This window comes from Thalassospira lucentensis, from assembly GCF_011806425.1.
In the GTDB taxonomy this organism is placed as follows: Bacteria; Pseudomonadota; Alphaproteobacteria; order Rhodospirillales; family Thalassospiraceae; genus Thalassospira; species Thalassospira lucentensis_B.
Window position 1 is genome coordinate 72,031 of sequence record NZ_JAATOV010000006.1, and the last position, 26,988, is coordinate 99,018.

Annotated in this window: 22 protein-coding genes; 17 read left to right on the forward strand and 5 right to left on the reverse strand. The window is 53.8% G+C overall.

The genetic code is table 11. The features are described 5' to 3' along the window. Positions 1 to 56 precede the first annotated feature (56 nt). Genes HCZ99_RS17000 through HCZ99_RS17025 form a run of 6 tightly spaced genes read left to right on the forward strand, consistent with a single transcriptional unit; the run spans position 57 to position 6,086 of the window. Positions 57 to 1,034 carry an ABC transporter substrate-binding protein gene (locus HCZ99_RS17000; protein WP_175581567.1) on the forward strand — a complete coding sequence of 326 codons (978 nt, stop codon included), beginning with the start codon at positions 57 to 59 and terminating at the stop codon, positions 1,032 to 1,034. After that, a complete protein-coding gene (locus HCZ99_RS17005) occupies positions 1,034 to 2,770 on the forward strand; it encodes an ABC transporter permease (RefSeq protein ID WP_167448210.1) in 1,737 nt (578 codons plus the stop codon). Before HCZ99_RS17000 ends, HCZ99_RS17005 begins: the two co-directional genes overlap by 1 nt. Further along, the gene (locus tag HCZ99_RS17010; RefSeq protein ID WP_167448211.1) at positions 2,758 to 3,849 is read left to right on the forward strand and encodes an ABC transporter ATP-binding protein; all 1,092 of its coding nucleotides are present in this window, start codon (positions 2,758 to 2,760) and stop codon (positions 3,847 to 3,849) included. Before HCZ99_RS17005 ends, HCZ99_RS17010 begins: the two co-directional genes overlap by 13 nt. After that, positions 3,849 to 4,937 (forward strand): MBL fold metallo-hydrolase, encoded by a 1,089-nt coding sequence (locus HCZ99_RS17015; RefSeq protein WP_167448212.1) that lies wholly within the window; start codon positions 3,849 to 3,851, stop codon positions 4,935 to 4,937. Before HCZ99_RS17010 ends, HCZ99_RS17015 begins: the two co-directional genes overlap by 1 nt. 40 nt (positions 4,938 to 4,977) lie before the next feature. Continuing rightward, positions 4,978 to 5,568, forward strand: a complete 591-nt coding sequence (locus HCZ99_RS17020) for a histidine phosphatase family protein (RefSeq protein ID WP_167448213.1) — start codon at positions 4,978 to 4,980, stop codon at positions 5,566 to 5,568. Then, the gene (locus HCZ99_RS17025) at positions 5,565 to 6,086 is read left to right on the forward strand and encodes a phosphatase domain-containing protein (protein WP_368484278.1); all 522 of its coding nucleotides are present in this window, start codon (positions 5,565 to 5,567) and stop codon (positions 6,084 to 6,086) included. The genes HCZ99_RS17020 and HCZ99_RS17025 overlap by 4 nt, the downstream gene beginning before the upstream one ends. 725 nt (positions 6,087 to 6,811) lie before the next feature. Here HCZ99_RS17025 and msrB read toward each other — a convergent pair. The 3 genes from msrB to HCZ99_RS17040 all read right to left on the reverse strand — a co-directional run bounded on the left by msrB (position 6,812) and on the right by HCZ99_RS17040 (position 8,508). After that, on the reverse strand, positions 6,812 to 7,252 hold the full coding sequence (msrB, locus tag HCZ99_RS17030) for a peptide-methionine (R)-S-oxide reductase MsrB (RefSeq protein ID WP_167448214.1): 441 nt from the start codon (positions 7,250 to 7,252) through the stop codon (positions 6,812 to 6,814). A 127-nt stretch (positions 7,253 to 7,379) separates the two neighbouring features. Continuing rightward, positions 7,380 to 7,847 carry a thermonuclease family protein gene (locus HCZ99_RS17035; protein ID WP_167448215.1) on the reverse strand — a complete coding sequence of 156 codons (468 nt, stop codon included), beginning with the start codon at positions 7,845 to 7,847 and terminating at the stop codon, positions 7,380 to 7,382. Positions 7,848 to 7,953: 106 nt separating this feature from the next. Then, on the reverse strand, positions 7,954 to 8,508 hold the full coding sequence (locus HCZ99_RS17040) for an AAA family ATPase (protein ID WP_167448216.1): 555 nt from the start codon (positions 8,506 to 8,508) through the stop codon (positions 7,954 to 7,956). A 144-nt stretch (positions 8,509 to 8,652) separates the two neighbouring features. Between HCZ99_RS17040 and HCZ99_RS17045 the strand changes: the two genes are divergently transcribed. Next, positions 8,653 to 9,111: an acetyltransferase gene (locus tag HCZ99_RS17045; RefSeq protein WP_167448217.1), complete on the forward strand. Its 459-nt coding sequence runs from the start codon at positions 8,653 to 8,655 to the stop codon at positions 9,109 to 9,111. An 18-nt stretch (positions 9,112 to 9,129) separates the two neighbouring features. On the opposite strand, the gene HCZ99_RS17050 is transcribed toward HCZ99_RS17045, so the two are convergent. Continuing rightward, the gene (locus HCZ99_RS17050; protein ID WP_167448218.1) at positions 9,130 to 10,128 is read right to left on the reverse strand and encodes a LysR family transcriptional regulator; all 999 of its coding nucleotides are present in this window, start codon (positions 10,126 to 10,128) and stop codon (positions 9,130 to 9,132) included. A gap of 233 nt (positions 10,129 to 10,361) precedes the next feature. Between HCZ99_RS17050 and chvE the strand changes: the two genes are divergently transcribed. From chvE to HCZ99_RS17075, 5 genes are all read left to right on the forward strand, one after another. Then, entirely contained in the window at positions 10,362 to 11,441 is a 1,080-nt protein-coding gene (gene chvE / locus HCZ99_RS17055) for a multiple monosaccharide ABC transporter substrate-binding protein (protein ID WP_167448219.1), read from the forward strand. Positions 11,442 to 11,659: 218 nt separating this feature from the next. Continuing rightward, positions 11,660 to 13,183 carry a multiple monosaccharide ABC transporter ATP-binding protein gene (mmsA, locus tag HCZ99_RS17060; protein ID WP_167448220.1) on the forward strand — a complete coding sequence of 508 codons (1,524 nt, stop codon included), beginning with the start codon at positions 11,660 to 11,662 and terminating at the stop codon, positions 13,181 to 13,183. A 10-nt stretch (positions 13,184 to 13,193) separates the two neighbouring features. Then, positions 13,194 to 14,378 carry a multiple monosaccharide ABC transporter permease gene (gene mmsB, locus HCZ99_RS17065; protein ID WP_167448221.1) on the forward strand — a complete coding sequence of 395 codons (1,185 nt, stop codon included), beginning with the start codon at positions 13,194 to 13,196 and terminating at the stop codon, positions 14,376 to 14,378. A gap of 156 nt (positions 14,379 to 14,534) precedes the next feature. Continuing rightward, on the forward strand, positions 14,535 to 16,283 hold the full coding sequence (araD, locus tag HCZ99_RS17070; RefSeq protein ID WP_167448222.1) for an L-arabinonate dehydratase: 1,749 nt from the start codon (positions 14,535 to 14,537) through the stop codon (positions 16,281 to 16,283). Between the two features lie 241 nt (positions 16,284 to 16,524). After that, a complete protein-coding gene (locus tag HCZ99_RS17075; RefSeq protein WP_217701522.1) occupies positions 16,525 to 19,668 on the forward strand; it encodes a hypothetical protein in 3,144 nt (1,047 codons plus the stop codon). 43 nt (positions 19,669 to 19,711) lie between these two features. Here HCZ99_RS17075 and HCZ99_RS17080 read toward each other — a convergent pair whose 3' ends face one another. Continuing rightward, on the reverse strand, positions 19,712 to 20,395 hold the full coding sequence (locus tag HCZ99_RS17080; RefSeq protein ID WP_167448223.1) for an HAD hydrolase-like protein: 684 nt from the start codon (positions 20,393 to 20,395) through the stop codon (positions 19,712 to 19,714). A 262-nt stretch (positions 20,396 to 20,657) separates the two neighbouring features. Between HCZ99_RS17080 and glmU the strand changes: the two genes are divergently transcribed. The 5 genes from glmU to rfbA all read left to right on the forward strand — a co-directional run bounded on the left by glmU (position 20,658) and on the right by rfbA (position 26,984). Then, positions 20,658 to 22,004 carry a bifunctional UDP-N-acetylglucosamine diphosphorylase/glucosamine-1-phosphate N-acetyltransferase GlmU gene (gene glmU / locus HCZ99_RS17085; protein ID WP_167448224.1) on the forward strand — a complete coding sequence of 449 codons (1,347 nt, stop codon included), beginning with the start codon at positions 20,658 to 20,660 and terminating at the stop codon, positions 22,002 to 22,004. 103 nt (positions 22,005 to 22,107) lie between these two features. Then, the gene (gene glmS, locus HCZ99_RS17090) at positions 22,108 to 23,931 is read left to right on the forward strand and encodes a glutamine--fructose-6-phosphate transaminase (isomerizing) (protein ID WP_167448225.1); all 1,824 of its coding nucleotides are present in this window, start codon (positions 22,108 to 22,110) and stop codon (positions 23,929 to 23,931) included. 209 nt (positions 23,932 to 24,140) lie between these two features. After that, complete coding sequence (gene rfbB, locus HCZ99_RS17095) at positions 24,141 to 25,202, forward strand: dTDP-glucose 4,6-dehydratase (RefSeq protein ID WP_167448226.1); 1,062 nt, start codon at positions 24,141 to 24,143, stop codon at positions 25,200 to 25,202. Further along, positions 25,199 to 26,110 (forward strand): dTDP-4-dehydrorhamnose reductase, encoded by a 912-nt coding sequence (gene rfbD, locus HCZ99_RS17100; RefSeq protein ID WP_167448227.1) that lies wholly within the window; start codon positions 25,199 to 25,201, stop codon positions 26,108 to 26,110. Before rfbB ends, rfbD begins: the two co-directional genes overlap by 4 nt. After that, positions 26,103 to 26,984 carry a glucose-1-phosphate thymidylyltransferase RfbA gene (rfbA, locus tag HCZ99_RS17105; protein ID WP_217701523.1) on the forward strand — a complete coding sequence of 294 codons (882 nt, stop codon included), beginning with the start codon at positions 26,103 to 26,105 and terminating at the stop codon, positions 26,982 to 26,984. Before rfbD ends, rfbA begins: the two co-directional genes overlap by 8 nt. The last annotated feature ends 4 nt before the right edge of the window (positions 26,985 to 26,988 follow it).

The following is a 26,988-nucleotide window of genomic DNA, read 5'->3' on the forward strand; positions in this document are numbered from 1 at the left end:
TTCCCGATCGAACAGTTTTCGAACGAAACCTTCTTTTCGATCAAGGGATGTCAAACATGCGTAAAGTTCTTCTTGCTGCGGTGGCAACGGCCACAATGATGTTGCCGGTTGTCGGTTACGCCGCCGAGAAGCTGGTTGTCTATACCAGCCAACCAACCAAAGATGCCCAGACCACGATTGATGCCTTCATGGCCGCCAACCCCGATGTCGAGGTTGAATGGGTCCGTGACGGCACCACCAAACTGATGGCCAAGCTGCGCGCTGAAATCGCGGCGGGCGATCCGCGCCCTGACGTTCTTTTGATCGCTGATACCGTCACCCTCGAAGGGATGAAACAAGACGGTCAGTTACAGGCCTATAAATCCGACGAAGCATCGGCTTTTGACCCGGCGCTTTATGACGCGGATGGCTATTACTATTCGACCAAACTGATCACGACGGGCATCGTTTACAATACCGGTGTCAAAGCCCCGACCTCGTGGGAAGATCTGGCCGACCCGGCCCTTAAAAATCAGGTCGCAATGCCAAGCCCGCTTTATTCCGGTGCGGCCCTTATTCACCTGTCGACCTTGACCGAAAACAAGGATCTTGGTTGGGATTACTATCAGGCACTGGCCGATAATGATGCCCGCGCACAGGGCGGTAATGGCGGCACCTTTAAGGCCGTCGCGTCGGGTGAAAAACCTTATGGTGTGGTTGTTGATTTCCTTGCCATCCGTGGCAAGGCCAAAGGGTCGCCGGTTGATTTCGTCTTCCCGACCGAGGGTGTGACCTACGTGACCGAGCCGGTCGCGATCATGAAAGACGCCAAAAACGTCGATGCCGCGCACAAGTTTGTTGATTTTGTTCTCTCGGACGCTGGTCAGAAACTGGTGCTTGATATGGGCTATATCCCGGCACGCGATGGCATGGACCTGCCAGACGGCTTCCCGGCCCGCAAAGACATTAAACTGATGGATTTCGATGCGGCAAACGCGCTGAAACAGGCCGATGCCAACAAAAAGAAATTCGCAGACATCTTTGGGGCTGAGTAATGCAGGCAACAGGTCGCCTTCGCGGCTTTCTGCCCGGCATGACAGCCAGCACAAGCAGCAATCGGTCTTCGGACCGGTTGCTGTACTGGTTGCTTCTGCCGGTCTTTGTCGTATCCATTTTGCCGATTATGCGTCTTGGCTTCGAAGGTGTCATGGTCGGTGGCGTGCCGTCTTTGGGCTATTTCCAGGATGTGCTGGGCAATAGCACAACCTGGCAGGCAACCGCCAACAGCCTCTATACTGCGGGCCTTGGCACCGTTATTTCCCTTTTGATTGGCGGATCATTTGCCTTTTTGGTGGCCCTGACCGATGTTCGGGCCAAGGCGGCATTGGTCTTTTGCTTCATGATCCCGATGATGATCCCGCCACAGATCACCGCATTAAGCTGGGTGCAGCTGACCGGGCCGAGCAGCGCGCTTTTAAACGCGTTTGGCATCGCACCGGCCATGGGCGCGCCCCAGCCGCTTTATTCCGCCGAAGGCATTGCCTTGCTGCTGGGTATTCAGCATGCCTCAATCGTCTTTCTGACCTTGCGCGCCAATTTGCGCATGTTACCCCGCGAACAAATCGAAGCCGCCCGTTTGGCCGGCGCACGCGGTGGGCGTTTGTGGTGGCAAATCATCTTGCCCCTGACCAGCCCCGGCCTGATTGCCGGCACCGCCATGGCCTTTGTCACCGCCCTTGGTAATTTCGGCATCACCGCCATGCTGGGCATTCCGGCAAATTACGCGACCTTGCCGACCTTGATTTATCAAAAGCTGGCCGGTTTTGGCCCGTCCGTTCTGGGCGAGGTTTCTGTTCTTGCCATGCTGATTGGCGCGATTGCGATTTGCGGCGTGGCGCTGCATCACCGTCTTGTGTCCAAACGCGACTATCGTTTGATGGGCATGGTTGGCCGTCCGCTTGATATCTCGCTTGGTGCGCGCCGTCCCTTGGTCGAGGCCATCCTGTGGGCGGTTCTGGTCGCCATTTTGGTGGTGCCGTTACTCGCCCTGATCGCGACCTCGCTGGTTCCGGCCTTTGGCGTAAAACTCAATTTCGACAATTACAGCTTCGAAGCCTTCCGCGAAGTGTTGTTTGTCCAACCGTCTACCATGCGCGCCTTCCAAAACAGTTTCATGCTGTCGGTGGGGGCCTCGTTGACCTTGATTTTGGTTTGCTTGCCACTGGCCTACGTGATGGTGCGCCGTCCGTCGCGCCTGACCAAGTTGATCAATCTGATGGTCGAAGTTCCCTATGCCTTGCCCGGCGTGGTCTTGGCGATTGCCTGCATCTTGCTGTTCATCCGCATTCCGCTTTTGGATGTCAGTTTGTATGGCACGCTTGGCATCATATTCATTGCCTATCTCGCACGCTTCCTTGTGATTGCGCTGCGTCCGGTCATGAACAGTTTCAGCCAACTTGACCCCGCGCTGGAAGAAGCCGCACAGGCCTGCGGCGCCGGGCTTGGACGGCGCTTGCGCGACATTTTGTTGCCGTTGGTGGCCCCGGCGGCCGCGGCGGGTGCGCTTTTGGTGTTCTTGACTGCTTTTAACGAGCTCACCGTCTCGGCCCTGTTGTGGTCGGCGGGGAATGAAACGCTCGGTGTTTTGATTTTCAATCTTGATGACAGTGGCGACACCGTTCTGGCCTCGGCCGTGGCGGTACTGGTCGTTCTGGTGGTGATTGCGTTGATGACTGGTTTCCAACTGGCATCACGTCGCCTGCCCAAGGGAGTTGTGCCATGGCAGACATAAATCTTTCGCGCATTAGCAAATGCTTTGGCGATTATCGCGCGGTTAATCAGGTCTCGCTTGATATTGCCGATGGTGAATTTGTTGCCCTGCTTGGGCCGTCAGGATGTGGCAAAACCACATTGCTGCGCCTGTTGGCTGGGTTCGAGGCCCCCGATGATGGGGTGATTTCGCTGGGCGGGCAGGTGGTTGCCGACCCGCAAAGCAACATCATGGTCACCCCGGAAATGCGCAATCTGGGCATCGTGTTTCAATCCTATGCCCTGTGGCCGCATATGTCGGTGGCGCGCAATGTCGGTTATCCGCTCGAAGTCCGCGGTTTGGGCCGGGCCGAACGCGACTGCAAAATCAAGGCTGCCCTTGATACCGTTGCCCTTGGTCCTTATGCCGACCGCAGCCCGTCGGAACTATCGGGCGGTCAACGCCAACGTGTGGCCTTGGCGCGTTGCTTGGTGATGGAACCGCGCGCGGTATTGCTTGATGAACCGCTGGCCAACTTGGACGTGCATTTGCGCGAAACCATGCAGCAGGCATTTCTTGATTTCCATCGCCGCACCGGGGCGACCATGATTTACGTTACCCACGATCAGGCCGAAGCCATGGCAATGGCCGACCGGATTGCCGTGATGGATAAGGGCCATATTCGCCAAATGGCCGCCCCTGAAACCCTGTACCGTGAACCGGCGGATTTGATGGTTGCGGGCTTTGTCGGGGCGGGTGCGGTTTTGCCGATCAGCAATGTCTCGATCCATGACGACCGCACCTGTTCGGTGCGTTTGGGCGATGCCGATGTCGCCGCCCGCATTTGCCCCAATCTGGTGCGCAAATCCAATACGGCACAACTCGGGCAGGCGGGCATTTGCCTGCGCCCCGAAGACGTCTGGGTCGATGATGCGGGCGCGCTTCGCGGCTCGGTCGAAGATTGCGTTTATCTCGGTGGGCGGTTCCGGCTGTCGGTTCGGATCGGGCGGGATCAATCCTTGCCGGTTTATGCCAATCGCCGGGCGCGCATCGGCGAACAGGTCGGCTTAAAGGTTTCCGACGGCTGGGTATTTGACCGCATGCAAGACGAGGCCGCCTGATGTCAGCCCGGATGCGTATTCTGTCTGGCTTGGGCGAAAAAGGCCCGGCTTGCTTGCGACTTGAATTTTTTAACCGGCGCTGGTTGCTTGATTGTGGTGTCGGCCCCGAAAGTGATCAGGGATTTGATCCGGCATGGCTGAACAAAGTTAACGCTGTTTTCATCACCCACGATCACATCGACCATATTGGTGCGGCCGATGAAATCATTGCCGCCGGATTGCCGATTTACTGCACCGAAGTCACCGCACGCTCCCTGCCCAAGGGGGCGAATGTTATTCCCTTGCCGCCCCATGGGGAAATACAGGTTGATGGTGTTACCGTCACCACCGGGCGCACCGGCCATTCGTTTGGCGGGGTGTGGCTACATTTTGAAATTGCCGGTGGGGTTTTGTATTCCGGCGATTATTGCCAGGAATCAAACTACTTTTTGTATGACGCGCCACCCGATGCCGCCACCGTGTTGCTGGATGCCTCTTATGGCATGGAGGGGCTTACCCAAAATGTCCGCATCGACAGCTTGCTGACCACCATGACCAAACTGGATGGTCAAATCCTGTTTCCCGTGCCGCCCAGTGGCCGGGCGGCGGAAATGGCCTTGCTGTTTGAACGTCATGGATTGACCGATTGGTCGATGGATGATCGTTGCTATGGGCAGGTCAAACAGGTGCTCGATACCCGTGGCGGCGATTATGTCGACGCCGATGCCATTCGCCAGCTCCGCGCCCTTAAGGACAAGGCAAAGCATTTTAACCCTGATGCGCGGTTGCTGCTGTGTCATGCGCCCTGTGCCACCTTTGGCAAGGCACGTGAATTGATTGACCGTTGGCAGGATGCCGGGCGGATGGGATCCAGTGCGCATGTGATCTTTACCGGTTTCATGCCGCTCGATGCGCGCAAAATGGTCGAAAAGGGCCATGCCCATTTCCGCCGTTGGAATGTGCATCCGTTGGCCCAGCATGTGGTGGATGTTGCCAATGATTGCCACGCCATGCAGGTCGTGCCGCTGTTTAACAGCCGGCCAGAGGATTTTGGCCTTGTCGATGGCTTTGATGGCCGTTTACAGCTTGCAGATCGGTTCTATTTGTAATGCATGTGCTTTCTTTCCCCAAAAACGGTGATGCCCGGTCATGATTTATGCCGCTGAAAAATTTGAATTTCCCAAGGTGCCCTTTGTTTTCATCCGCCACGGTGAAACCGATGCCAATCTGGCGGGCATCATTGCCGGGTCCAGTGAACCACCTTTGAACGCCACCGGCCGCGCACAGGCGGCTGCGATTGCGCCGCTTATGGCAAAAGGCACGTGGCAATCGGTTTATGTCAGTCCACAGGACCGTGCGCGTAAAACCGCGCAATTGGCCTTGCCTGATTACACCGCCCACGTTTTGGATGGATTGCGCGAACGTCATTGGGGCGATCTTGAAGGCCGCTCGATTGATGAATTGTGCCCGCGCTTTGACACCCCGCCCAACGGCGAAGGGTTCGATGCCATGTGTCAGCGCGTTTCCTTTGCCATGCAACAGGCCCTGGCCGAGGTCACCGACCATCTGAACGTCATCGTCGCCCATTCCGGTGTGGCGCGCTGCATTCTCTATATGACCGGTTTTGATGCCGATGGGCCGCGTGTGCCCAACGCCACCCCGATGTTGTTCCGCCCGACCAAAGACGGTTGGGACTATGAAAATTTGACCGAAACACTGATGAAGGAGATTTCTGCGTGAACCCGCAAACCCATGCGCCGTCACTGAACCCGTCGGCCTCGAACCGACCGGCATCCGATGCTGCCCCTGCAAAACAGGCGGTGGTCTTTGATATGGATGGCACCTTGGCGCATTTTGATGCCGACCGTTTAGGGCATCTGGTTCATGGTGTGGAAAAACACTGGGACGCGTTTTTCGACGAAATGGATTTGGCCAAGCCGATTGAAAATATCGAACGCTTGCTGCGCATCTTGCATGACTCCGGCCACGCCATCGTCATTTGCTCTGGCCGCCCAGCCGGCTGGCAACACCGCTCCGAAGCATGGCTGCGTGCGCACAACATCCCGTTTGATGGCATGTATCTGCGCCCAGAGGACGCTGATCACCGCACCGACGAAGACGTCAAAGAAGACCTTCTGGCCCAAATCCGTGCCGATGGCTTTGACCCATGGCTGGTCGTCGATGACCGCAGCCGCGTCGTCGATAAATGGCGCGAGATGGGCCTAACCTGCCTGCAATGCGCCCCCGGCGATTTTTAAACCGCGATTTTTGGGTTTTGATGTTGGGTTCTCGGCGGCGATTTCTGACCAGCGATTTTGGATTAGGCAACTCAATCTGCAACGCCCGAAAAACACGTCGGACCGGTGATGTGGGGGCATGCCGCCTGATCCCCAATTCCCGATCCGGCGGCAAACCAGAATTCCCAAAACCGAAATTCCCAAAAGCGGCGTTTCAGAGAACAGAATTCGAGAAACCGGCGTTTCAGAAAATGGAATTCCAAAAAGCCGCTTTTGAAACCCAATTTTGAAACCGAACTTTGGAACCGAGTTCTGGAACCGAGTTCTGGAACCGAATTTTGAAACTGGATTTGGGGACGGCATTTTGAACCTAGACGTCCAAGCTTGATTTTGAAATTCGATTTCGCAAATCGGAATTATCAAACTGGAATTATCAAACGCGATCTCGCAAATCGGAATTCTCAAACCGGGTTTCGTAAATCGGAATTCTCAAACCGGGTTTCGTAAATCGGATTTTGAAACCGGATTTCTTACACGGGATTTCTTAAACGCGAATTTGAAACGCGATTTCTCAAACGTGATTTTGGGGCTTAAAAATTGCGTTTGAAAACCTGCTGCCTTTGGCATGGATTTTTCGGGTCCGGTTTCAAATCCTCATACAAATAAAAATCCACAAAAAAGACCGGCCATGATCACCCATGCGCCGGTCTTTTTGATTTTTCGCTTAAAATGAATAATCGCGGTGATTATTCAAAAAGGGATGCGTAATCGCCATACCCTTCGGCCTCAAGGTCTTTGACCGGGATAAACCGCAAGCTTGCCGAGTTGATGCAATAGCGCAAACCCCCACGATCCTGCGGTCCATCGGGGAAAACATGGCCCAAATGGCTATCACCATGCTTGGATCGCACCTCAATGCGGCGCATACCGTGGGTATTGTCTTCGCGCGCAACCACATAGTCCTTATCGACCGGCTTTACGAAACTCGGCCAGCCACACCCGGAATCAAATTTGTCTTTTGATGTGAAAAGCGGTTCACCCGATACGATATCGACATACAGCCCGTCGTCCTTATGATCCCAGAAATCGTTGCGAAACGGCGGTTCTGTGCCGCTTTCCTGGGTGACGTGATACTGATCTGATGACAGATTGGCGATTGCGTCGGGGTCTTTGGTGTATTTGCTCATGCGTATCCTCTTGCCGTCTTTTGGCACCGTAAAAGGTCATTGCCCAAAAGATGGCGGCAATATCGCATTTGTCCAGCCCAAGCACGGCATAGATATGTGGTCTACACATCAAAGTGATGGGGTGCGACTACCCGTTACACCAAGGCTGGCGTTTGGTTTTGCCGTCATAGGCGCGTGCCAGCCCATTATCGATCAACTCGACATCAAGCGGGCTGCCATCAATGCGCACGGATGCAACAACACGCCCGCCATAGCGACCCCACTCGGGTTCGCAAAACTCCACCGATTTGGCGGATTTCAGCCGGTTACGCGCATAATCGCGGGCCTGTTTGGCAAGGTGTTTTTCGCTTTCGCATTTTCCACGAATTTCGGGGGTATCCACCCCGCGCACGCGGACCGACATCTTGGCGATTTCACCCGGAAGTCCCGGAAGAGCCACATAAATCGTATCCCCGTCATAGGCATATTCACCGCGATATTCACGCAGCGGCCAGCCATAGCACGCGGCCTTTGCCGGAAGGCTTGTTGTGATCAGCGACAAAAGGCCAAGGGCAGCAGCACTGGTTGTTTTAAGTTTGCGGGGGCAGGAGATCATAAATTCGGGTCACTCGTCTTTGGGTGGGCACTTCTAATTGGGGTGTGTGCGCGGTTTTTAAAGAATGGTCTGGGCCGTCTTGTTGTTGGACGCGGCGTTTCTCGGCCTAAAGCTTTAGCCGTGTAAGGATTTGACTGGCACGTTGTTCGACCGGGCCTTTGCGGATTTCGACCAGTTCGTAACCGCATTGGTGATAGGTCCGGCACAGAACGACATATGTTCTGACGGCCTCGGCGAAACTTTGTGTTCGCGCATCGTCCGTTTTATAAATTTCCGCCCATGGCGGCAGGATAAAGGCCGTGCGCCGATAGCGATACGTGTTGATCGCACTCAAAAGCCCCTTGTCTTCCGGGAGTTTTGACAACAAACGGTGTGCCAGCGTATCGGGTAGGCCGCGATCACAAAACACCGTGCGCGGATGGCATTCCATGCCGTTTTTCCAATCGCGGATGGAGCGCCGAGCCATCAAACCGGCATAGGCTTCGTTATCTTCCCACGGCACAGCGTTGCCACCGCGCTCGAGCTGTTCTTCGATGATGGCGCGTGCGGCCTCCGGGCTGGTGTCATAGCCGCGTTGGTTAAGATGATTGATCAATGTGGTTTTGCCAGCACCGGGACCCCCGGTAATGACAATAAGGTTGGATGTATAAGGCGTTTGCATTCGTGTTTCCTGCGCGAAGTCCGACCTTCTGATCGGGCTTTGCGGCACGCTGATGGCACAATCGGGGCAATTTTTATTGTTCAGGAGGCCGTCAGGCGGGTAGTAAGACGCCGGGGAATAAATAGAACGAAAGTGGCTGTCAATATGCAGATCAACAGGCCGACAAAGGATGATTATCCCCGCCTGATCAAGATTTGGGAAAATGCGGTTCGCGCGACCCATGATTTTCTATCGCAGGATGATATCACCGGCCTGCGCGCCCTGATCCTGGATCAGTATTTCGAAGCGGTGGATCTATATGTTTGGCGCGATGAAGGCCTTAATATCGTTGGTTTTATCGGCCTGCAGGGTCAAAAGATCGAAATGCTTTTTGTCGATCCAAAGGCCATGAAACAGGGCGTTGGCCGGGCATTAATCGATTTTGCGATTTCAAACCACGGTGCCAAGTTGGTTGATGTGAACGCACAAAATCCCGGTGCCTTGGCATTTTATCAAAAGGTCGGGTTTAAGGTGGTTGGCCGGTCCGAAACCGACGGCGAAGGTCGTCCGTTCCCCATCTTGCATCTGCAACTGAGCGCCCAAAACCATGCTGCGCCCATGTGACGCCCGGTTTGATTGCCGTTAAGTGCCCGACACCAAAGCCGGTTTTTCAATCCGTGCCAAGATGTGATCAGATACCAATTGGGCCGATGGCGACAATCGGTGACCACGCGCGGTAATCAGGCTGTAAGGTTTGATTTCGATGGAGCCGTCAAAGGGAAGTTCGGTAATCAGCCCGCCGCTAGAAAGAAGGCTTGTGACTTCTTCGGCCATCGGGGCGATGGCATCGGTATCGGCCAATGTCGCCAGTGTAACCAAAAGCGACGCAGAGTTCAAACTTGAATGGGGCAGGGGTAAATTGCGCGATATAAAGCCATCTTCGATGGTTCGGCGCATCAAGTTGCCCGGTGGCGGCAAGATCCATTCAAACATCGCAAGCCGTTCCAGGGATACCGGTTTGTTGCCATTCAAAAGCGGATGACCAGAGCGGACCATCAGTCGGATTTTCTCGCTTCGGATTTCGCGGATGTTAAATTGGCGCGGGTTCATGTCGGCAGGCACACGGCCAATGACAAAGTCATGATCACCGGCCAGCAAATCCTTGATCAACTGATGCGATGGCCCCACGGCAACATGTGCTTCAAGCAGGGCATTGACCGATTGAACCGTGCGAATGGCCGGGACAACCAAATCAACCGCCGCCGCCGTGACCGCCCCGATAAACACCGTGCCGCCGCCATGTTTGATGTCTTCGATTTCGCGTTCGGCTTCGCGGATTTCGATCAACATGCTGCGCGCACGCCGTGCAAGGGCGCGCCCGGCATTGGTCATTTCAATGCCGCGCGGACTGCGGACACAAAGGCGCACCTCAAGGATCGTTTCCATTTCCGACAGTAATCGTGACGCCGCCGGTTGGGATGTTTTCAGCATATCCGCAGCCAAACTGATCTGACCGGTTTCCTCCATCGCGACAATCATGCGCAGGTGGCTGAGCTTTAATCCGCGCTGAAACAGGTTGCCAGACCTAAATAACAAGGATTTGGCAGAGCTTAGAGGATGGCTGTTGCGTGTTTCGGTCATGCTGGTTTCTCCCTTGCCACGGATTTTAATATATCAGTTTTGATATGCAAGTTTCGAAATTAGTTATTTGATTGTTATGTTGATGCTCTGAATAATGCTGGCCGTGTCCTTTGGGAAATGGGGCACATTATTTAAGTGAAAACAAAGACACGACATGCGCAGGCAAAAAAACGCCTGAGAAAAGTCGGGCAAAAGAAATGGCTGTTGTGCCGTGTCTTTTAGGGAGGATAGCAATGAAACGTCTCGGTGCCGTAATGGCAGGGGTCGCCTTTGGCGCGGCCGCAATGATGAGCCCGATGATTTCCGGCGGCTACGCACATGCCGACGAAAAAGGCTATGTCGGGATCGCAATGCCGACCAAATCTTCGGCACGTTGGATTTCTGACGGTAATTCCATGGTCAAGCAGTTCGAAGATGCCGGTTACAAAACCGATCTTCAATATGCAGAAGACGATATTCCCAATCAGCTGTCCCAGATCGAAAACATGATCGTTAAAGGCGTTGATGTATTGGTGATCGCCGCAATTGACGGCACGACCCTTTCAAACGCGCTGGAAAACGCCAAAGCAGCGGGCATTAAGGTTTTTGCCTATGACCGTTTGATCCGCGAAAGTGCCAATGTCGATTACTATTCGACCTTTGATAACTTCAAAGTCGGCGTTCAGCAGGCAACCTCGTTGGTTGATGGTTTGCTCGCATCGGGTGAACCGCCGTTTAACGTAGAACTGTTTGGCGGTTCGCCAGACGATAACAACGCATATTTCTTCTATAACGGTGCAATGTCGATCCTGCAGCCGCTGATCGATGAAGGTACGGTTGTGGTTAAATCCGGCCAGATGGGCATGGACAAAGTCGGTACCCTGCGTTGGGACGGTGCGGTTGCACAGGCACGTATGGATAACCTTCTGTCGGCCTATTACACCGACGACAAAGTCGATGGCGTTCTGTCACCGTATGACGGCATTTCCATTGGTATCCTGTCGTCGCTCAAAGGTGTTGGTTACGGTTCTGGCGATATGAAGATGCCGATCGTAACCGGTCAGGATGCTGAATTGCAGTCGATCAAATCGATCATTGCTGGTGAACAGTATTCCACGATCTTTAAAGATACCCGTGAACTTGCCCGCGTCACCGTGTCGATGGTTGACGATGTCCTTGCCGGTCGCGAGCCGACCATCAACGACACCAAAACCTATGACAATGGCGTGAAGGTCGTTCCGGCCTACCTGCTTGAGCCGGTGATGGTTGATAAATCCAACTGGAAAGAAATCATCCTTGGTTCTGGTTACTACACCGAAGATGAAGTGAAGTAAGCCAACGCTTTAGCAATGGAACCTGGCGATCTGTCATTGGCGGATTGGCCAGGTTCCAATGTCTGAACATTTTCGGATGCGGGTGCCTTCCCACAAAGCGCAGGCGTTGCCTTAACGCGGTTTAAGGCCGGGCACGATCCGCCAAGAATTTATCCCAGACACTTATACGACACGTATCTAGAAGCTTCGCCGTTTATCCGCGGCAGTTGGAGGACCGGATGGATACCATCCTGGAAATGAAGAACATCACCAAAACCTTTCCTGGGGTAAAGGCACTGGATGATGTCAGCCTGAAGGTTGAACGTGGTGAAATCCACGCACTTTGCGGCGAGAATGGTGCTGGTAAATCGACCCTGATGAAGGTGTTAAGTGGGGTTTATCCGCACGGCACCTATGACGGGGATATCCTGTATGACGGTGGCGTGCAGGAATTCAAAGATATCCGCGACAGCGAAGATCGCGGCATTATCATTATTCACCAAGAACTGGCTTTGGTGCCGCTTCTGTCGATTGCCGAAAACATCTTTTTGGGCAACGAAGTGGCGGAAAACGGCATCGTCAACTGGCCTGCGACCTTTGCGCGCACGGGCGAGTTGCTGTCAAAAGTTGGCCTAAAAGAAAACCCGGCGACATTGGTGACCAATATCGGGGTCGGGAAACAGCAGCTGGTGGAAATTGCCAAGGCGCTGTCAAAAAAGGTCAAACTTCTGATTTTGGACGAGCCGACCGCCAGTTTGCAGGAAAATGACAGTCAAAAGCTACTTGATCTGTTGTTGGAATTTAAGGCGCAGGGCATCACATCGATCCTGATTTCGCACAAGCTAAACGAGATTAACCGTGTTGCTGATCGCATCACCGTGATCCGTGATGGCAAGGCGATTTCGACGTTGGATGCGCGCGGTGGCCAAATTACCGAAGACGACATCGTCAAAGACATGGTTGGCCGTGATATGGCCAATCGGTACCCGGAACGTACCCCCAATATCGGCGAGAAAAAGCTGATGGAAGTGCGCAACTGGTCGGCCACCCACCCGTTGCACCCTGAACGTAAGGTCGTTGATAACGTCAATATCGACGTTGCCGCGGGCGAAGTTGTGGGGATTGCGGGCCTGATGGGGGCGGGGCGTACCGAACTTGCCATGAGCATTTTTGGCAAATCCTATGGCACCGAGATTTCCGGCGAAGTTTTGATCAATGGCGCACCGGTTGATGTTTCAACCGTGGAAAAGGCCATTGCGGCCGGGCTTGCCTATGTCACCGAAGACCGTAAGGAAATGGGTCTGATCCTTGATGAAAGCATCACGACCAACATCACCCTTGCCAATTTGGGCGGCGTGTCTGAGCACGGTGTTTTGAACGAAGGGGCTGAACGGTCCGTTGCCGAGGATTACCGACAGAAAATCAATATTCGGACCCCGAATGTTGAACAAAAGGTCGTCAATCTTTCCGGCGGGAACCAGCAGAAAGTCGTTTTGTCAAAATGGCTGTTTGCGGCCCCCGAAGTTCTGATTTTGGACGAGCCGACACGCGGTATCGATGTCGGGGCCAAATACGAAATTTATACCATTATCAACCAACTGGCAGCCGACGGTAAGGGGGTCATTATGATCTCGTCGGAAATGCCGGAGCTTCTGGGCATGTGCGATCGCATCTACGTGATGAACGAGGGTGAGATCAAAGGGCAACTTGCAGCAAAAGATGCAAGTCAGGAAGCAATCATGCGCATGATCCTGAAGGCGTGAGGAACAGAGAATGACGGATACTGAAAACAAATCAATTGGTTACTATTTGCGCACCCATATCCGTGAATACGGCATGGTTGTTGCGCTGGTCGCCATTCTGGCCTTCTTCCAGGTTGTTACCGACGGGATTATGCTCAAACCCGTCAACCTGACGAACTTGTTCCTTCAGAACAGCTATATCATCATCATGGCCGTTGGCATGTTGCTGGTGATTGTCGGGGGGAATATTGACCTTTCGGTTGGCTCGGTCGTTGGCTTTATCGGTGCGCTTGCCGCGGTGATGATTGTCCATTGGGACTTGCCGACCGTGTTTGTTGTTCCAGCCTGCCTTGTGGTCGGTGCGATTATTGGCGCCGCGCAAGGCTATTGGGTGGCCTATTGGCGCATTCCGTCCTTTATCGTGACCTTGGCCGGGATGCTGGTGTTTAAGGGGCTGACCCTTGCGCTTTTGGGCGGGGCGTCGGTTGGTCCGTTCCCCGATAGTTTCCAGGCAATGTCGTCGGGCTTTTTGCCAGACTTGATGGGCGGTTTGTTCGAAGGACGCTTTAACGTCTTTTCGATGACGCTTGGCGTGGCATTGGCCGCACTGTTGCCGATCCTTGGCCTGCGGTCGCGGGCCAAGCAGGCGAAGTTTGCCGCTGTTGATGAACCGATGGCGGTATTCGTCACCCAGCATGCGGTTGCCGGTTTGGCGATCTTGTTTGTGACATATCTTTTGTCGACCTATCGCGGTTTGCCAAACATCTTGATCATTATGGCGGTGTTGATTGCGATCTTTACCTTTATCACCAACAGCACCACCCTTGGCCGGCGTATCTATGCGCTGGGCGGGAATGAAAAGGCCGCCAAACTTTCGGGTATTAATACCAAACGCCTGACCTTCTTTACCTTTGCCAATATGGGTATGTTGGCCGCCCTTGCCGGGTTGGTGTTTGCCGCACGTTTGAACACGGCGACGCCAAAAGCCGGTCTTGCGTTTGAGCTTGATGTGATCGCGGCTGTGTTTATCGGCGGTGCATCGATGTCGGGCGGTGTTGGTAAAGTGATTGGTGCTGTTGTTGGCGCGCTTATTATGGGCGTGATGAATAACGGCATGTCGATTGTTGGTGTCGGGATTGACTGGCAACAAGTGATCAAAGGTTTGGTGCTGCTCGCAGCGGTGATCTTTGACGTCTATAACAAAAACAAAGCGTAACAATACGATGACGAGAAAGGGCGCAGATATCCAACGGCACAGCCAAGTTAAATCGGTGTGGCACGGATATTTGCGTCTTTTACAGTCCCGCGCACTTGCCCCGTATCTGTGCGTGACAGGACCCGTCTCGATAATAAATCCAAAAGGAGAACGGGCATGACCAAGTTTAAACCGGCAAAATGGCCACGGACGCTGCGTTCGCAAGAAGGCTGGTTTGGTGGCAGCAGTAAAGACGCCATCTATCACCGCAGCTGGATGAAAAACCAGGGCCTGCCATCTGATTTGTTCGATGGTCGACCGGTGATTGGTATTTGTAATACATGGTCGCAACTGACCCCATGTAATGCGCATCTGCGCGATTTGGCCGAGCGGGTTAAACACGGCATTTACGAAGCAGGCGGCTTGCCGCTTGAATTCCCGGTCTTCTCGCCGGGCGAAAGCACGCTGCGCCCGACCGCAATGATGTTCCGCAACCTGTGCGCCATGGACGTCGAAGAAGCCCTTCGTGGTACCCCGCTTGACGGTGTGGTTCTGATGGTGGGCTGTGATAAAACCACCCCGGCCCTTTTGATGGGGGCGGCCAGTGTCGATATCCCGGCGATTGTGGTCACCGGTGGCCCGATGCTCAATGGTAAATGGCGTGGTCAGGATATTGGGTCGGGCACGTCGCTTTGGCAGCTTTCCGAGGACCGCAAGGCGGGCAAGATCAGCACCGAAGATTTCCTTGAAGCGGAAATTGCCATGTCGCGTTCGCCCGGTTCGTGCAACACGATGGGCACCGCATCGACCATGGCCAGCATGGCCGAGGCGCTTGGCATGGCGCTTTCGGGCAATGCGGCGATCCCAGCGGTCGATAGCCGCCGTCGCGTGATGGCGCACATCACCGGGCGTCGGATTGTTGATATGGTCAAAGAAGACCTCAAACCATCTGACGTGATGACCAAGGAAGCGTTTGAAAACGCCATTCGGGTCAATGGCGCAATCGGTGGATCGACCAACGCGGTAATCCATTTGTTGGCGATTGCCGGACGTGTCGGAATTGATCTTAGCCTGGATGATTGGGATCGTTTGGGGCGTGATATCCCAACGATTGTCAACTTGCAGCCATCAGGCAAATACCTGATGGAGGAATTCTTCTATTCCGGCGGGTTGCCTGTGGTGATCAAGGCGCTGGCCGAGGCCGGGAAGCTGCATAATGATGCGTTGACCGTGTCGGGCGAAACCATGTGGGATCAGGTCAAAGAAGTACGCAATTGGAACGATGACGTTATTCGTCCGTTCGACAAAGCACTGACCGAAAGTGGCGGTATTGCCGTGGTGAGGGGCAACTTGGCCCCGAATGGTGCGGTGCTTAAACCATCCGCCGCAACGCCGGAGCTTTTGACCCATCGCGGACGTGCCGTGGTGTTTGAAGACATCGATGATTACAAAGCCAAGATCTATGACGAAGATCTTGATATCGATGAAAACTGCATCATGGTGCTTAAAAACTGTGGTCCGAAAGGCTATCCGGGGATGGCCGAAGTCGGCAACATGGGCCTTCCGCCCAAAGTGCTGCGTAAGGGCATTACCGACATGGTCCGTATTTCCGATGCCCGCATGAGCGGCACGGCATACGGCACGGTTGTTCTGCATACCTCGCCCGAGGCAGCAGCCGGTGGTCCGTTGGCCGTGGTGAAGAATGGCGACATCATCGAGCTGGATGTGCCCAACCGCAAACTGCATCTTGATATCAGCGATGAAGAGCTTAAGCAGCGCTTGGCCGATTGGCAGAGCACCGTTCCGGTCCCGGAAAGCGGATATGCGTCGCTCTATTATAAAAGCGTCATTGGTGCAGACAAAGGGGCCGATTTCGACTTCTTGGTCGGGCATCGGGGCAAGGCGATCCCCAAAGACAGCCATTGATCACGGATAAATCTAAAAATAACGGTCGGATGTAATTGGGGGGCCATGGCATCCGACACAATACAAACCGGTTGGCAAGCAATTGCCAGCCGGTTTGTTTTTTTGTAGCTGAAAATCGCCTATCCATAAGGGTGAGTTATGGTAATTTTGAGCAATTAGGGGTTGAGTATTTATCGTCAAAGACCATACTGATCGTAAGGTTAAAACGCGTTTGGGGGCAGACGCAAATGGGGGGCGATCCATGTTTGACTGGTCAGTAAGCCGTATTGTGCGTGCATTGGTTTTGGCGGGGATGGGCTGTTGCGTTTCAGGTGCGGTCTGGGCGCAATCATGTTCGGCGTTACGCGATAAACCCCTTGTTCCGACCGATACCGCCTTGTGTAAGTCGCTTAGCGCGACGGTGGCCGATCCGTCGGGCTTGCCGCTGAATGAATATGAAGATGCGCTTTCGAAATTCTTTGATAACTGGTGCCACCGCGATACCGGTTCGGGTTGGGTGCGCGACAAATTTGTCCGCGATACCGGCCCTTATACCGCCAGCCGCGATACAGTGGGCAAGAACGGCGAATGGGTTGGCACCTATCACGGGACGCATTCGCCCGTCGTGATTTGGTATTCGCCAAAAATGGTCGACTGGTTATCCAAAAACCGCGGGGCCGAGGCAACCCGCCCCGCCAAACCGACCGCAATCCCCGACGGCGCGATCATGGTCAAGGAAATGTATCCGCAACCCGCCGCCGCCTGTGCCAAGGAAAATCCCCTCAAGCTTTGGCCGACCAGCGGTGCGGCGATCATGGTGCGCGATCGTGATGCGTCGTTTGATGGATGGTTTTGGGGCTGGTATGGCTGGCCGACGTCGGGATGGACAGCGGATTGGCCCGCGGGGACCAGTAACGGTCCGCCCAATATGGGCTTTGGGCAATATTGTGTGAATTGCCATGGGTCGGCAAAGGATATGACCTTTGCCGAGTTGCGGAACCTTAAAGGGAAGCCAGGACAGCCGGAAGTCTTTTTGTCGCAAGATTTCTTTGCCGGGCAGTATCTCGGCCAAGATGGGGGCGTTGCGCCCTCTGTCAAAAAGATTGCGGCATCAAATGGGACGCCGACGGATATCCACAGTTTGCGCGCACAGTTTGAAAAAGTGCCAGAACCGTTGGGCACCCCACGGGACAAAGCGGATCCTGATATGGCGGCAATTTTAACCGCCTTTGCCAAAAAAGGCAGTCCGTTTGACTATAACCTGCCATCGCCCGTCGATATGCCATCGCAGACCTATGACAATGTCTGGATGGATGCGGATGGCCCATCCCCGCACAGCCAGTTTATGACAAGTGATCAATGCGTTGGGTGTCATGATGCGGGCAGTACCGGGTTGCAGTTTGATATGGCGATGTCCGATCCGTATCCCGGTCCGGATGGCGACTTGTTGCTGAGCATGGCGCCCTATGCCACGTGGCGGTCATCCCCGATGGGGCTTGCCGGGCGTGACCCGATCTTCTTTGCCCAAATGGCGAGCGAGGTGCAAACATTCCACAGTGATAGTGCCGACCTTGTGCAAAATACCTGCTTTGGCTGTCATGGGATCATGGGGCAGCGACAGTTCCAGATTGACCACAATATGGCCAAGGTCGAAGGCACGCGTGCGTCGCAATCAGCCAGCGGCAAAAATACGGGCGATACGGGTGATGCTGGCGTGCAGGTTGCGGATGCCTGCGGTAACTTTACCCGCGACATTGTGAATGCGATTCCCTATCCGGCGAACAATCCGGCGGCGGGGCATGCATCCTATGGGGCGTTGGCGCGCGATGGTATTTCGTGCATGGCCTGCCATCAGATGGTGCTGGGTGAGGATGCAACCGCGCAGTTTAAAGACGCACCGCAAAATGCCTGCGTCTTGCAGCGCCAAGCAACGCTTAATCCCAACGAAAAGGGTTTTGCCAAAACCTTTACGGGCAGTTTCCTTGTGGGTGACGCCAACACACTGTATGGGCCGTTTGGAAAACCGCAAAAACATCCGATGGAATATACCCTTGGCATTACACCTGCCAAAGGCGATGCGATCAAAACATCGGAAATGTGCGGGACGTGCCATACCGTGCATTTGCCTGTGCTGAAAGATGGCAAAAACGTTGGTACGGTTTATGAACAGACAACCTATGCCGAATGGGCGTTTAGTGCATTTCGCACCGGCTACACCATTGATGGCGAACTGCCCGTCGGGCCGGGGAAAATGGCGCTTAGCTGTCAGGAATGTCACATGCCATCGGGCGATGACACAGCCAAATTCCGCAGCAAGATTGCCTCGATCCAGGAATATTCAAACTTCCCGGCAGCGGCCAATACATTTGGGCCAGAGCTTCTTGATCTTGAGCAACGTGATGGGTTTGCCCGTCATACGCTGGTGGGTTTGAACCTGTTCCTTGTGGAAATGTTCCAGCAATTCCCCGAGGTCATGGGCATTCCAACGGCGGACCCGATGCTGGGCAAAAAGGGTGTTGATCCGCTGGCCTATACCGAACGCGCCATGGTCAAACAGGCGCGCAGCGATACGGTCAATATTGATATCAAAGACACTGTGATTAAAGGCGGCGAATTGACCAGCACCGTCGCGATTGCCAGCCTGACGGGTCATAAATTCCCATCCGGTGTTGGGTTCCGGCGCGCGTTTGTCACCTTTGAAGTGCTTGATAAGGATGAAAAGGTGATCTGGGCATCAGGCCGGGTGAATGGTGCCGGGGTGATTGTCGATGAAAATAATAAGCCGATTAACGGCGAACTTTGGTGGGATGATCAGTGCAAAGCACGGATTGATCCGCTTACACGCGCCCATCAGCCCCATTACCAAACCGTGACCGCGCAAGACCAGGCCCAGATTTATCAGGAACTGGTCAGCACACCGCCCCTTGATGACAGCAAAAACTATAGCTGTGGCCACAATGTTGCGCCCAAAGGGCAACTTACCACGAGCTTCCTTTCGATTTGTGCGGAGGTCAAAGACAACCGATTGCCGCCCGCAGGATACCTTGATGTGAAGGATCGTAAAGCAATTGCCAAGGCGCTCGGCGCGGGGGATGACTTGGCCGAAGATGCCGGGTTTACCGCCATCGATAACGATCCCGATTACACCAAACCAAGCCCGACCGGTGGGGATCACGTCACCTATAAAATCAAGCTTTCGGATATGTCGGGGAAACCGGCATCCGTCCGGGCGAAAGTTTCCTATCAGGCGACACCGCCATTTTACCAGCAGGATCGTTTCTGCACGGCCAAGGGCGATGATACCGAACGGCTTGCATATTTGGTGGAGCACTTAAACCTTGACGACACCGCGGCCGAAAACTGGGCGTTTGAAATCGTCAATACCGGTGCGGTGGCGATTAAATAGGTGGCTAAGTTTACAGGCGTGAAAAGGCTGGGGCCAATGGGCCTTAGTCTTTTGGCGCGATGACGGTGTCAATTGCGGTCATAAGGTCGCAATAGTCGGTGACAACCGCGTCGGCATTTAATGTGTGGGCGTGATCCGGTGAAATTTCAAACGCGACCGCAATGGCGTATGTGTTCGCATCGCGTGCGGCATTAATATCGTTGGCGTGGTCGCCGACCATCACCGCGATGTCACCCTTGCCGGCATCATAGCCAAGTTTATCCAGTACAAATCGTAGATGACCTCCATCGGGTTTTTTGACCGTGGTGGCATCCCCACCGGCGATGACGGCAAATAAATCCGAAATCCCAAGATTATGAAGAATACGTTCGCACGGGGCGGTTGGCTTGTTAGACGCCAGCGCAATGGTCCAGCCGTCTTTGGCAAGAGCACGAAGGGTGGTTTCGGCATTGTCATAAAGACGCGTGTGGGCGTAATCGGTGGCGACATAGCGCGCATTGAAATCGACATTCAGCTCATCAAGCGTTGCGTCGTCTGGTGTTTTGCCACGCGCGGCAAAGGCGCGCTTTGTCAGCATCCATGTGCCATCGCCCAACATTGCTTCAAGGTCGTGACGCGATAGCGGTGCAAGGCCATGCGCACCCAGCAATCCATTCATCGCATAAAGCAGATCATCCACCCCGTCAATCAAGGTGCCGTCAAGGTCGAACATAATGAATTTTGCCATAAATCGGGGCTCCGAGAAGATGGAAAGAAGGGGGCATCGCGCAAGGCGGGCGGGCTTTAGGGGAACTTAACCCAATTTGTGTCATTAACAAACGGTAACATCTGCTAACACGCGGTAACAAAACGTGATTCTTTATGGGCTTTTGCTGCAAAAGAATATGTTCTAAGACTTGCTGCAAATTGGTTCATCTGCGGCGCAGAAGGTTTTGCAGACCGCATCAATAGGGGGTGCTGTACGTAACGTGCAGCCAAAAGGGTACTAAATGTCGACTGATCTAAGTGTTGTTGTTTTAGCCGCGGGTATGGGCACGCGCATGAAAAGTGCATTGCCCAAGGTGATGCATAAAGTTGCCGGCAAGCCGATGGTCAATCATGTGATTGATGCCGCGGCCAAACTTGATGCAGTGAAAACCATGGTTGTGGTTGGGCCCGACATGCCCAAACTGATTGAAGCTGTGGCCCCCCATCCAACATTTGAACAAACCGATCGTCTGGGCACCGCGCATGCGGTTCTGGCTGCCAAAGACGCGCTGACCGGCCTTAGTGGTAATGTGTTGGTTTTGTATGCCGATAGTCCGCTGTTTACCGCGGAAACCCTAAAACGGTTGGTCGCGGCCCGCGAAGAGGGCGATCATTGTGTCGCAGTTCTGGGATTCCGCCCCGAAGATCCAAGCGGCTATGGCCGTCTTGTTACCGATGATCAAACCGGGATGCTTAGCGCCATTGTCGAGGATAAGGAATGTGATGATGCCCAGCGTCAGATTACTTTCTGTAATTCGGGCGTGATGTGTTTCCGCGCCGAAGACATGATCGCGACCTTGGATGCGATTGATAACGTCAATGCCAAAGGCGAATATTACCTGACCGATGCGGTTGAAGTGGCGCGTAAAAACGGCAAAACCTGTGTCGCGGTCGAAGTCGACGAGGCCGAAACCCTTGGTGTGAATTCACGGACCCAATTGGCCGAAGCCGAAGCAATTTTGCAGGACCGTCTGCGCACCAATGCGATGGTTGAGGGGGCGACCCTGATTGATCCGGCATCCGTGTTTTTAAGTGCGGATACCAAATTGGGGCGCGATGTGATTGTTGAACCCAATGTTGTGTTCGGACCGGGGGTTACGGTTGGCGATAACACGGTGATTAAGGCATTTAGTCATCTTGAAAGTTGTGTCGTTGGGGCAGGGGCCGATATTGGGCCCTATGCACGACTGCGCCCGGGTGCGGATATTGGCGCGGGCGCCAAGGTTGGCAACTTTGTCGAGATTAAAAAGGCCATTGTTGAAGACGGGGCCAAGGTCAATCACCTGAGTTATATCGGTGATGCCCGGGTTGGGGCCAAGGCCAATATCGGTGCAGGCACGATTACGTGTAATTACGATGGGTATCGCAAACAGCATACCGACATCGGTGCGGGTGCGTTTATCGGATCAAACTCATCCTTGGTCGCGCCGGTGGAAATCGGGGATGGCGCAATTGTTGGGGCGGGCAGCACAGTGACCGGCAAGGTTGATCAAGATGCCCTTGTCCTGACCCGTGCGGCGCGCACCGAAAAACCCGGTTGGGCGGCAGTGTTTCGCGAAAAGATGCGTGCGTTGACCGGCAAGAAATAACCGATCAAAGAGATAAATCGAATTTGCGGCCCTAGGATGCGCAAAGCATTTCGGGCAGCACCAGTGACAAGCCAAGACAATACAAGCGGGAAAGACAGCGAATATGTGCGGCATTATCGGGATTATCGGCAAGGAAAGTGTAAGCGAGCGTATTCTTGAAGGGCTTAAGCGCCTTGAATATCGCGGCTATGACAGTGCCGGAATTGCGACACTTGTGAATGGCGATATCGAACGCCGCCGGGCCGAAGGCAAATTGATCAATCTTGCCAACCGTCTGGACGAAAACCCGCTTTCTGGTGATGTTGGGATTGGTCATACCCGTTGGGCAACCCACGGTGTGCCGACCGAAAACAATGCCCACCCGCATACCGATGGCAAGGTCGCGGTTGTTCATAACGGCATTATTGAAAATTATCAGGAACTCAAGGCAGAGCTTGCCGCAAAGGGCCGCGAATTTGCCACCGAAACCGATACCGAGGTGGTTGTTCATCTGGTGTCTGATTTCCTGGATCAGGGCAAGTCACCGCGCGAAGCGGTCTGTGCGACGCTTCATCGTATCGAAGGCGCGTTTGCCTTGGTGATCATGATTGCCGGGCAGCATGACGTGATCTTTGGCGCGCGCCGAGGAACGCCGCTTGCCGTTGGTTTGGGTGATGGTGAAATGTATCTGGGGTCGGACGCGATGGCCTTGTCGCATCTGACCAATAAGCTGATTTACCTTGAAGAAGGTGACTGGGTTGAAATGACCCGCGATCACGTTCAGGTCCGTGATGAAAATGATGTGGATGTCACCCGCGAAACCAAATTGTCGGCCGTTTCGGGCGCGATGATGGGCAAGGGCAACTATAACCACTTCATGCAAAAGGAAATCTTTGAGCAGCCAGCCGTTATCGGCGATACGCTAAACGCGTTTATCAACCCGGCAACCCAGACCATCAAACTGCCCGATATGCCGTTTTCCTTTGCCGATGCAACGCGCCTGACGATTGTTGCCTGTGGCACGTCGTTCTATGCCGGGCTTGTGGCCAAGCATTGGGTTGAACGCTATGCCGGTTTGGGCGTGGATGTTGATGTGGCGTCAGAGTTCCGCTATCGCTGCCCGCCGCTTCAAAAGGGTGGTGTTGCGCTGTTTATTTCCCAGTCTGGTGAAACCCTCGATACCTTGGCGGCACTGCGTTATGCCAAGTCAAAGGGCCAGAAAATCGTTTCCATCGTCAATGTGCCCGAAAGCACGATTGCGCGTGAAAGTGATGTTGTGCTTTTGACCTATGCCGGGCCGGAAATCGGCGTGGCATCGACCAAGGCATTTACCACGCAATTGACCGTTCTGGCCTGCCTTGCCGTAACCATTGGTCGCGACAACGGCACATTGGACAAGGAAGAAGAAGCCGCCATTGTGAATGCGCTGATCGAAGTGCCCAAACATGCGGCCGAAGTTCTGCATCACGATGAAGCGATTAAAAAGCTGGCACTTGATATCGCCGATGCGCGCGATGTTTTGTATCTGGGACGCGGCCTTGGCTATCCGATTGCCATGGAAGGCGCGCTTAAGCTTAAGGAAATTTCCTATATCCACGCCGAAGGCTATGCCGCGGGTGAGATGAAGCATGGCCCGATTGCATTGATTGATCAGTCCGTACCGATCATTGTGATCGCACCGTCTGACGAGCTGTTTGAAAAAACCGCATCGAACATGCAAGAAGCCGCCGCACGCGGGGGCCGGGTGATCTTTATTTCTGACGGGCCGGGACTTTCGAAATTGGGTGATATGGCGTCGGCCACAGTTGAACTGCCAAAGGTCGCGGACTTCGTCGCACCGATCCTTTACACCATGCCGGTGCAAATGCTGGCGTATCATGTCGCGGTGCATAAAGGCACGGACGTTGACCAGCCGCGCAACTTGGCCAAGTCGGTGACTGTCGAATAAGACAGTTCGCGCTTTTTATTGTGGCCGCCAGAATGTTGTGAGGCATTCTGGCGGCCACAACTGTTTTAGAGCATTTTGCCCCAAAGACGACATATCAACGCCAAAGTTGCATACCAAAAATCGACGATGCTGTTTTCGACGCCTGCTTCGGTGTCGACTGTCGGGCGTGATTTCTTGCGTTCGGAACACTGAAATCGAAAGAGTTTGCGATGAAGGTTGTGGTGACCGGAGGGGCAGGGTTTATCGGCTCGGCTGTCTGTCGACTACTTGCTCGAAAAAAGGGTTTCGAGGTTCTTAACCTCGATAAATTGACCTATGCAGCCGATTTGCGCACGGTTGAGGTTGTTTCTGGTTTACCGAACTATAGTTTCGCGAAAGTCGATGTTTGCAACAAGGATGCGGTTGCGACGGTGCTTTCGGACTTTCAGCCTGATGCGGTGATGCATCTGGCGGCTGAAAGTCATGTTGATCGTTCGATTGATGGCCCCGCGGATTTTATTCAGACCAATATCGTCGGAACCTTTACGCTGCTTGAAGTTGCGCGGGACTATTTCAATGGTCTTGACGATGCGCGCAAACAGGCCTTTCGGTTTCATCATGTTTCGACCGACGAGGTGTATGGAAGTCTTGGCGATGAAGGGTTGTTTACCGAGCAAACAGCCTATGCACCGAATTCACCTTATTCGGCCACAAAGGCCGGCGCCGATCATTTGGTGCGGGCGTGGCATCACACCTATGGCCTGCCGGTGATTATCAGTAATTGTTCGAACAATTACGGGCCCTATCAATTCCCTGAAAAACTGATCCCGCTGATGATCCTGAACGTTCTTCAGGGTAAAAAATTGCCAGTTTATGGTGATGGGCGCAATACCCGCGACTGGTTGCATGTCGAGGACCATGCAGAGGCCCTTTTCACCATCCTGAAACAGGGCCGGATTGGCGAAAAATACAACGTCGGTGGCTGTAACGAAGTTGCCAATATTGATGTGGTCCGAAGTATTTTTAACACGGTGACGACCCTTGTCCCTGAAACAGCGGGGAAGTCATTCGATGAGGTTGTTGATTTCGTTGACGACCGTCCGGGGCATGATTGGCGTTATGCGATTGATCCGTCAAAAATGCGCGACGAACTTGGCTGGAGCCCGAAATACAGCTTTGAAACCGGTCTTGCACAAACCGTAACGTGGTATGTCGATCATCGTGCGTGGTGGGATCCGATCCTTACGGAAAAATATGCAGGAAAACGGCTTGGCCGGGGGACTGTCGCATGATCAAGGTTCTGGTCTTTGGCAAGAACGGTCAATTGGCGCGGAGCCTTGCGTGGCGAAGCTCGGCCTTTGCGGGTTTAAGCATACAGTTCCTTGATCGCAATGAATGCGACGTTGCGCAGTCAGGCAATATTACCAAGGTCGTCGATCTATATCGTCCCGATATCATCATTAACGCGACGGCGTACACAGGCGTGGATATTGCGGAGAATGAACCTGAACTGGCGCGGCGTGTAAATTGTGATGCCGTCCGGGAGATGGCTGAAAACGCGGCGCGGCATTCGGTACCGTTTATTCATATTTCAACAGATTACGTTTTCGACGGTGAGGGAAAGAAACCTTACCGTGAAACAGATCCTGTGGCACCGCTGGGTGTCTATGGTGCGACGAAACTGGCGGGCGAAGAGGCTATTCGGGCGATCACGAACCGGCATCTTATTTTGCGAACGTCCTGGGTCTATAGCCCGTTTGGCAAAAATTTCGTCAAAACCATGCTGCGGTTGTTGGGCGATCAAACACATATTTCTGTGGTGGATGATCAGCAAGGGTGTCCGACAAGTGCGCTTGATCTCGCGACGGCCATTTTGCGCATCGTGCCCGACATTGTCCGCCATGGTTTTGATCAATTTGGCACCTATCATCTGGTTTCAGGTGCCGAGATGACATGGTGCGCTTTTAGCAGTGAAATACAGGCAAAGGCGATCGAGATTTTTGGGGCGCAATGGCCTGGCGCAACGTGCGAGATCCAAGCGGTTACGAGTGATAAGTTCCCGACGGCGGCAAGACGACCAAGCTATTCTGTGATGGCGCCGGAAAAATTCAGGGCGACTTTCGGGTTTGGTTTACCCGAGTTTGATCAGAGTTTGATGGCGGTTTTGCAAAATCTCGCAGAAGGGGATGCGCATGCGTAAGGGTATTATCCTTGCCGGTGGCACCGGGTCGCGTTTGTATCCCTCAACACTGGTTGTCTCCAAACAGCTTCAGCCGGTTTACGACAAGCCGATGATCTATTATCCGCTGACGACACTGATGTTGGCAGGCATCAAAGATATTCTGATCATCAGCACGCCACGAGATGTTCCGCTTTTCCGCGAATTGTTGGGGGACGGTTCACAGTGGGGCTTGCGTTTGGAGTATGCAGTTCAAACAGAGCCGCGTGGCTTGGCGGATGCCTTTATCGTCGGCGCCGATTTTATCGGGGATGACGCCTGTTGTTTGATTCTAGGCGACAATATCTATTTCGGCCATGGTTTGACCGAGTTGCTCGGCAATGCCATGACGCAAACGGTTGGGGCAACAGTATTTGCATATTTCGTGCAGGACCCCGAACGGTATGGCGTGGTTGAATTCGATAGGCAGGGCGTTGCTCTTGATATCGAGGAAAAGCCACAAGAGCCAAAATCCAATTATGCGGTTACTGGATTGTATTTTTATGATTCCAGCGTCGTTGACATCGCGCGTTCGATCAAACCGTCAGCGCGTGGTGAACTTGAAATCACGGATGTAAACAAGGCGTATCTGCAGCGTGGATTACTGCGCGTCGAAAAAATGGGGCGAGGATATGCTTGGCTGGATACCGGTACGCACGGAGCCATGCTTGATGCTGCCGATTTTGTGCGAACAGTTGAAAGTCGGCAAAGTCTTAAAATCGCATGCCCTGAAGAAATCGCTCTGAGGACCGGTATGATTTCGCTTTCGCAATTTGAAAAGCTTATTGATGACTTTGGTGCAAGTTCTTATCGCGCGTACCTGCAAACTGTCGTGCGGACCTATGATCAAATGTAAATTC

Bases quoted from the DNA above. Each gene is read 5' to 3' on its own strand.
- araD (WP_167448222.1), top strand. From the start codon at position 14,535: ATGACCAAGTTTAAACCGGCAAAATGGCCACGGACGCTGCGTTCGCAA.
- HCZ99_RS17045 (WP_167448217.1), top strand. From the start codon at position 8,653: ATGCAGATCAACAGGCCGACAAAGGATGATTATCCCCGCCTGATCAAG.
- msrB (WP_167448214.1), bottom strand. From the start codon at position 7,252: ATGAGCAAATACACCAAAGACCCCGACGCAATCGCCAATCTGTCATCA.
- HCZ99_RS17035 (WP_167448215.1), bottom strand. From the start codon at position 7,847: ATGATCTCCTGCCCCCGCAAACTTAAAACAACCAGTGCTGCTGCCCTT.
- HCZ99_RS17020 (WP_167448213.1), top strand. From the start codon at position 4,978: ATGATTTATGCCGCTGAAAAATTTGAATTTCCCAAGGTGCCCTTTGTT.
- HCZ99_RS17005 (WP_167448210.1), top strand. From the start codon at position 1,034: ATGCAGGCAACAGGTCGCCTTCGCGGCTTTCTGCCCGGCATGACAGCC.
- glmU (WP_167448224.1), top strand. From the start codon at position 20,658: ATGTCGACTGATCTAAGTGTTGTTGTTTTAGCCGCGGGTATGGGCACG.
- rfbA (WP_217701523.1), top strand. From the start codon at position 26,103: ATGCGTAAGGGTATTATCCTTGCCGGTGGCACCGGGTCGCGTTTGTAT.
- HCZ99_RS17000 (WP_175581567.1), top strand. From the start codon at position 57: ATGCGTAAAGTTCTTCTTGCTGCGGTGGCAACGGCCACAATGATGTTG.
- HCZ99_RS17075 (WP_217701522.1), top strand. From the start codon at position 16,525: ATGTTTGACTGGTCAGTAAGCCGTATTGTGCGTGCATTGGTTTTGGCG.
- chvE (WP_167448219.1), top strand. From the start codon at position 10,362: ATGAAACGTCTCGGTGCCGTAATGGCAGGGGTCGCCTTTGGCGCGGCC.
- rfbB (WP_167448226.1), top strand. From the start codon at position 24,141: ATGAAGGTTGTGGTGACCGGAGGGGCAGGGTTTATCGGCTCGGCTGTC.
- mmsB (WP_167448221.1), top strand. From the start codon at position 13,194: ATGACGGATACTGAAAACAAATCAATTGGTTACTATTTGCGCACCCAT.
- HCZ99_RS17080 (WP_167448223.1), bottom strand. From the start codon at position 20,395: ATGGCAAAATTCATTATGTTCGACCTTGACGGCACCTTGATTGACGGG.
- HCZ99_RS17010 (WP_167448211.1), top strand. From the start codon at position 2,758: ATGGCAGACATAAATCTTTCGCGCATTAGCAAATGCTTTGGCGATTAT.
- HCZ99_RS17015 (WP_167448212.1), top strand. From the start codon at position 3,849: ATGTCAGCCCGGATGCGTATTCTGTCTGGCTTGGGCGAAAAAGGCCCG.
- HCZ99_RS17050 (WP_167448218.1), bottom strand. From the start codon at position 10,128: ATGACCGAAACACGCAACAGCCATCCTCTAAGCTCTGCCAAATCCTTG.
- HCZ99_RS17040 (WP_167448216.1), bottom strand. From the start codon at position 8,508: ATGCAAACGCCTTATACATCCAACCTTATTGTCATTACCGGGGGTCCC.
- mmsA (WP_167448220.1), top strand. From the start codon at position 11,660: ATGGATACCATCCTGGAAATGAAGAACATCACCAAAACCTTTCCTGGG.
- glmS (WP_167448225.1), top strand. From the start codon at position 22,108: ATGTGCGGCATTATCGGGATTATCGGCAAGGAAAGTGTAAGCGAGCGT.
- rfbD (WP_167448227.1), top strand. From the start codon at position 25,199: ATGATCAAGGTTCTGGTCTTTGGCAAGAACGGTCAATTGGCGCGGAGC.